The following is a 222-nucleotide window of genomic DNA, read 5'->3' as shown; positions in this document are numbered from 1 at the left end:
AAATAAAAACTCACTTGCTTTAGAAAAACCATCCATACTAAAAGAATATCCAAGCATTAAAATAAGTAGTATAAATAAGCTTGGCATCATCCAAACATTGAGTTTTTCTATACCACTTTTAACACCTTTTGATACTACATAAAAAATTACTATAAACACAAAAGTAAAACATATAAATTGAGATAAAACATCATTAGAAAGTAAATTTCCAAAAATAGCGCC

The 222-nt window shown here is 25.7% G+C and carries 1 pseudogene; it reads right to left on the bottom strand.

The features are described 5' to 3' along the window. Window positions 1-222: pseudogene (locus E2O22_RS07900) on the bottom strand (sodium-dependent transporter); the annotation flags it as partial.

The sequence above is a fragment of the Campylobacter lari genome, assembly GCF_004357905.1.
GTDB classification, from domain to species: domain Bacteria; phylum Campylobacterota; class Campylobacteria; order Campylobacterales; family Campylobacteraceae; genus Campylobacter_D; species Campylobacter_D lari_D.
This window is presented reverse-complemented; position numbering and strand designations above follow the sequence as displayed.